Origin of the sequence: Carnobacterium sp., assembly GCF_032094055.1 — a bacterium.
Lineage (GTDB): Bacteria > Bacillota > Bacilli > Lactobacillales > Carnobacteriaceae > Carnobacterium_A.
In genome coordinates this window covers 1332-6232 of the sequence record NZ_DAMDAK010000099.1, presented here as the reverse complement: position 1 = coordinate 6232, position 4901 = coordinate 1332, and the positions used below count along the sequence as shown (strand labels likewise).

4 protein-coding genes are annotated in these 4901 nt (G+C 35.1%); all 4 read left to right on the top strand.

From position 1 onward, the window contains the following. The coding region (locus RT405_RS12040) for an MgtC/SapB family protein (protein ID WP_313469990.1) at nucleotides 1-440 on the top strand (440 nt) is incomplete at its 5' end. Nucleotides 441-457: 17 nt separating this feature from the next. Next, nucleotides 458-1189, top strand: a complete 732-nt coding sequence (locus tag RT405_RS12035) for a DeoR/GlpR family DNA-binding transcription regulator (protein WP_313469988.1) — start codon at nucleotides 458-460, stop codon at nucleotides 1187-1189. Between the two features lie 24 nt (nucleotides 1190-1213). Continuing rightward, on the top strand, nucleotides 1214-2929 hold the full coding sequence (locus RT405_RS12030) for a phospho-sugar mutase (RefSeq protein ID WP_313469986.1): 1716 nt from the start codon (nucleotides 1214-1216) through the stop codon (nucleotides 2927-2929). 15 nt (nucleotides 2930-2944) lie between these two features. Then, a partial coding sequence (locus RT405_RS12025; protein ID WP_313469984.1) for a glycoside hydrolase family 65 protein occupies nucleotides 2945-4901 on the top strand: 1957 nt, incomplete at its 3' end.

The window sequence follows — 4901 nt, the reverse complement described above, 5'->3', positions numbered from 1 at the left end:
TTTTGGGTGCTGGAACTATTTTGCATTTAAAAAACAATATTGTGGGCTTAACTACTGCAGCAAGTATGTGGGCAGTGGCAGTTGCCGGTTTGGCTACAGGTATGGGATATTACGTTATCGCTATTGGTGGGTGTTTTATTATTGTCGGAACACTTAATACAGTTAATAAATTTCAAAAAAAATACATTACAAAAATTCGCGAGATCCAACTAGATATTTATTTCCAATCAGATAAAAAAGTAATTGGAGATGTGCTATCAGCGTTATCAAAATACAACGTGGAAATAGAGAAAGTAGAATTTGTTGAGTTGAACACTAACGAAATGAATCACATTAAATATTTTATACATTTACCAGGAAATCTGAATATAGATCTATTAAAAAAAGAATTGTATTATGTAAATCAAAATATAACTAAGGTTACACAATATGGTTTTTAAAAAGGCAGGAGATTCATATGATTCCTTTTGAGCGTCAAAAATTTATTTTAGAACAATTACAAAAAGAACCAGCTTATATTGAATATTTAGCTAAGCTATTGAAAGTTTCGGAGATTACAATACGCCGTGATTTAAAGACCCTGGAAGATGAAGGGGTAATAGAAATGAAACATGGGGGCATGGCGAAGCTTATCGACACGACTAAAGAAACTACTATGCAAAGACGTTCTACTCGTTTTGTTGATAGAAAGAAAATCGTAGGTAAAAAGGCTAGTGAGTTAGTAAAAGATGGAGACTTTATTTTTATTGATTCAGGGACAACTACTCGATTTATGATAAAAGCATTAAAAGATAAAAAAGTAACCATAGTAACTAATGGATATGAGAACATCGAATTAGCGATGAAATATCATATAGAGATTATTTCGCTAGGAGGACAGTTAAAAAGAGAAACCCTTGCTTTTATAGGACCAGAGGCCATAAATAGTTTGAATAGATATCATTTTGATAAATGCTTTTTAGGTGCTAATGGGGTAGATGAAACAGGTGGGATTACAAATGCGGATAATAATGAGTCGATTATCAAAGAATTTGCCATTGCCAAATCAACTGAATCTTTTATTTTGATTGATTCTTCTAAATTTAATAAAATAGCAAATTATAAATTTGCAGAGATGAAGGCTGTTACGGTAATTACCGATGAAATCCCTGAAAAGTACCAAGACTCGGTTCAGTGTAAATGCATTTAACAAGCAGAAAGCGGGGTTAAGCTAATGAGGCAAGAAGCATACACTTATTGGAAAGAAAAACTCATCAACCAGCCGTTGGTAACAGAAGAATTAAACCGATTGACTGAAGAAGAAATAACTCACTTATTTGGAAATTTTTTAGATTTTGGAACAGGCGGTATGCGAGGAACGATGGGAATTGGAACTAACCGATTAAATGTGTACACCATCAAAAGAGTGGCGCTTGGACTAGGACGCTACTTAATAGCTAACCATGTAAATCCTAATATAGTGATCGCATATGATACACGACAGCAGTCTCTTGAATTTGCTAATGAAACAGCTAGAGTGATGGCAACGCTAGGAATAGAAACTTTTATATTTAAAGAAGCAACTCCTACTCCAGAATTGTCTTTTGCTGTTAGAGAATTGAGCGCAACTGCGGGTGTAGTTATCACAGCTAGTCATAATTCAGCTGAGTATAACGGATTTAAAGTTTACAATCAAAAAGGTGGTCAAGCTACTCCGACACTTATGAATAAGGTGAAAAAATTTGTAGAGAGTGTTGATGATTATCTAGAATACACTCTCAAAGATTATGATGAATTAAAGAGGAATGGGAAAATAAGATACCTCGCAAAAGAAATAGATGCGTTGTATCTTTCGTCTATTCAAAATGTTTCTTTTCGTAAAGGTATTCTTCAAGGCAGTAATGCTCCTAGTATTTTATACAGTCCTCTTCATGGAACAGGTGATAAATTGGTGCCAACAGCATTGCAACAAGCTGGAATCAAAAGACTTCAAGTGCTAGAAAAACAACAGACAAGAGATGGATCATTTTCTACAGCTCCGTCGCCTAATCCTGAGCAAATTAATGCCTTTTCTTATTTGTTAGAAGCTGCAAAACAATTGAAAAGCGACTTATTGTTGGCTACTGATCCAGATGCTGACCGTTTAGGTGTTATGTGTCTCCATAAGGGAAGATATCAGTTATTGTCAGGAAATGAAGTCGGTATATTAATGTTATCCTATATTTTAGACTACCGCAAAGAAGGAGGTATCTTAAAGAGTGCAGATACTGTTCTTTCGACAATTGTCTCTACTTCTTTAGTGGATAAGATTGCTAAGAAAAATGAGATAAAGTCTATCAAATTATTGACTGGTTTTAAATACATTGGCGAGTACATCGCAACTCAGCATTTGACAACTAATTTTTTATTAGGATTTGAAGAAAGCTGCGGCTATTTGATTTGTCCTTTTGTACAAGATAAAGATAGTATTCAAGCAGCCATATTAGTTGCTGAAATGACTGGGTATTTTAAGCAATTTGGTAAGACCCTGATAGATGAGCTAGAGGAAATTTATCATGAATATGGGTATTATCAGACAGCTCTAGAAACAATCCAGCTTAAAGAAGATTCAAAAAAATCAGACTCTTTAATGGAACATTTCAGGCATCTACCAGAAAAAACTTTAAAAGAACTTGATGTTTTATGGATTGAAGATTTTTATACCGGAAAGCGGCATAACTGCTTCATAAAAAAGGAAAGCGAGAGAATCCAACTACCCAAAGAAAACGTTCTAAAGTTTATAACTATTGAAGGAGATTGGGTTTGTATCCGTCCTTCAGGAACAGAAGCAAAACTAAAAATATATTATGAATGTAGAGGACACACTAAAGAAGAAAGCGAAAAAAAGATAGACCATTTTAAAACATGGGTGAAACAAATTTTTGACGAACAAAAGAGCACAAAGAAATAAGGAAGGAGAGAGTGAATGAACCAGTTATTGAAAGGAACAGAATGGGAGATTTGGGAAGAAAAGGTTGAGCCAGCTCTAATTGCTCATAATGAGACCCTCTTTTCTTTAGGGAATGGGCACATTGGTACGCGAGGCAGCTTAGAAGAAGGCTATTTAAATAAGAACTTTACTGTAAATGAAGGAAGCTATGTGAATGGCTTTTTTGAATCTGCACCGATTATTTATGGAGAAACAGCCTTTGGGTATGCTAAAAATACACAAACGATTTGTCAAGTTCCTAATGGAAAAGAAATGAGCTTTTCGATTGATGGAGAGTGGTTTCATTTAGGGGCAGGAATCATATTAAACCATAAACGTATTTTAGATATGAAAAAAGGGATTCTTAAGCGTTTCTTTACTTGGAAAAACTCGAATGGGAAAATAGTCGATGTGGTGATTGAGCGATTCACTTCTTATGATATACCTGAAATACTAGCTATTTCTTATAAGCTAACACCAGTAAACTTCAATGGAGAAATTATGTTTAAGAGTTGTTTGGATGGTGATGTAAACGTTTCTCCCGTTATTGGAGACTTAATAGATGACCCTCGAGTAGTTAAACGTGAAAAGCGAGACTTTCATACTCGATTAAGCTATGAAAAAAATCAAGCGTTTTTAGTAGCCGCCACAGAAGTCAGCAACTTGTGTTTAGCAACCGGACAGCTAATTAGCATCACTTCGTCTAATGAAACCCTGCACTGCACAGCGACCGATGACCATATTCTAAATGAATTTACCTTTAATGTTAGAGAGGGAAAGACTGAAACAATTGAAGTGTTTACCGGCTATAGTACTTTTTATTCAGCAGCGGAACAAGACAGTACAGTGATTAAAAAGTTAAGAAAAACCTTACAAGAAGTTGAAAAACTAGGTTACGATAAACTTAAAGAAAAGCAGATAAAAACGATGAATGCCTTTTGGAAAAAAAGCGACATTAAAATTAAAGGCGATACAGTGTTGCAAAAAGGATTGCGGTTTAATTTATTTCATTTGAACCAAGCTGCTGGACGAGATGGATTGACCAATATTCCGGCTAAAGGGCTGACTGGTGATGGATATGAGGGGCATTATTTTTGGGATACAGAGATGTATATGCTACCCTTTTTTGTTTATACTCAACCGGATATTGCAAAATCTTTACTACTATACCGTTATTCTATTTTAGAAAATGCACGAAAACGAGCGCGAGAGTTAGGTGTGGAACAAGGAGCGTTGTTTCCATGGCGGACCATCAATGGAGAAGAATGCAGTGCCTATTATCCAGCAGGCACAGCACAGTTTCATATTAATGCGGATATTGCTTATGGAGTAAAACTGTATTTAGAAGCTGTGAATGACTTAGACTTTAGATACCATGAAGGATTAGAAATTCTAGTGGAAACAGCTCGCTTTTGGATAGAATTTGGAGATTATATTCCCGAAAGTGGGAATGCTTTTTGCATTAATGGAGTAACAGGTCCAGACGAATATACGGCTATTGTCAATAATAATTATTACACGAATCTAATGGCTAAAACGAATTTAGAATTTGCTGCAAAATTGGCTAAAGAAGTGTTAAGCGAACCCGGAGAAGAGACCTCAGAGATAGTTAAAAAATTAACGATTGATAATAGTGAAATTCAGCTTTGGGAAGCAGCTGCTGAAAAAATGAAATTACCATTTGATCAAGAAAAAAAATTAACGAAACAGGACGATACCTTTTTTGAGAAAACTGTGTGGGATTTTGAAAATACACCTAAGGAAAAATATCCTTTGTTGTTGCATTACCATCCATTGATGATTTATCGTTACCAAGTGAATAAGCAAGCAGATGTCGTTTTAGCTCAACTGCTGCACTCTAAAAACATTTCTAAAAAGCAAAAAATGCGGGATTACCATTATTATGAATCCATCACAACTCATGATTCTTCTTTGTCCCGATCTATTTTTGGAA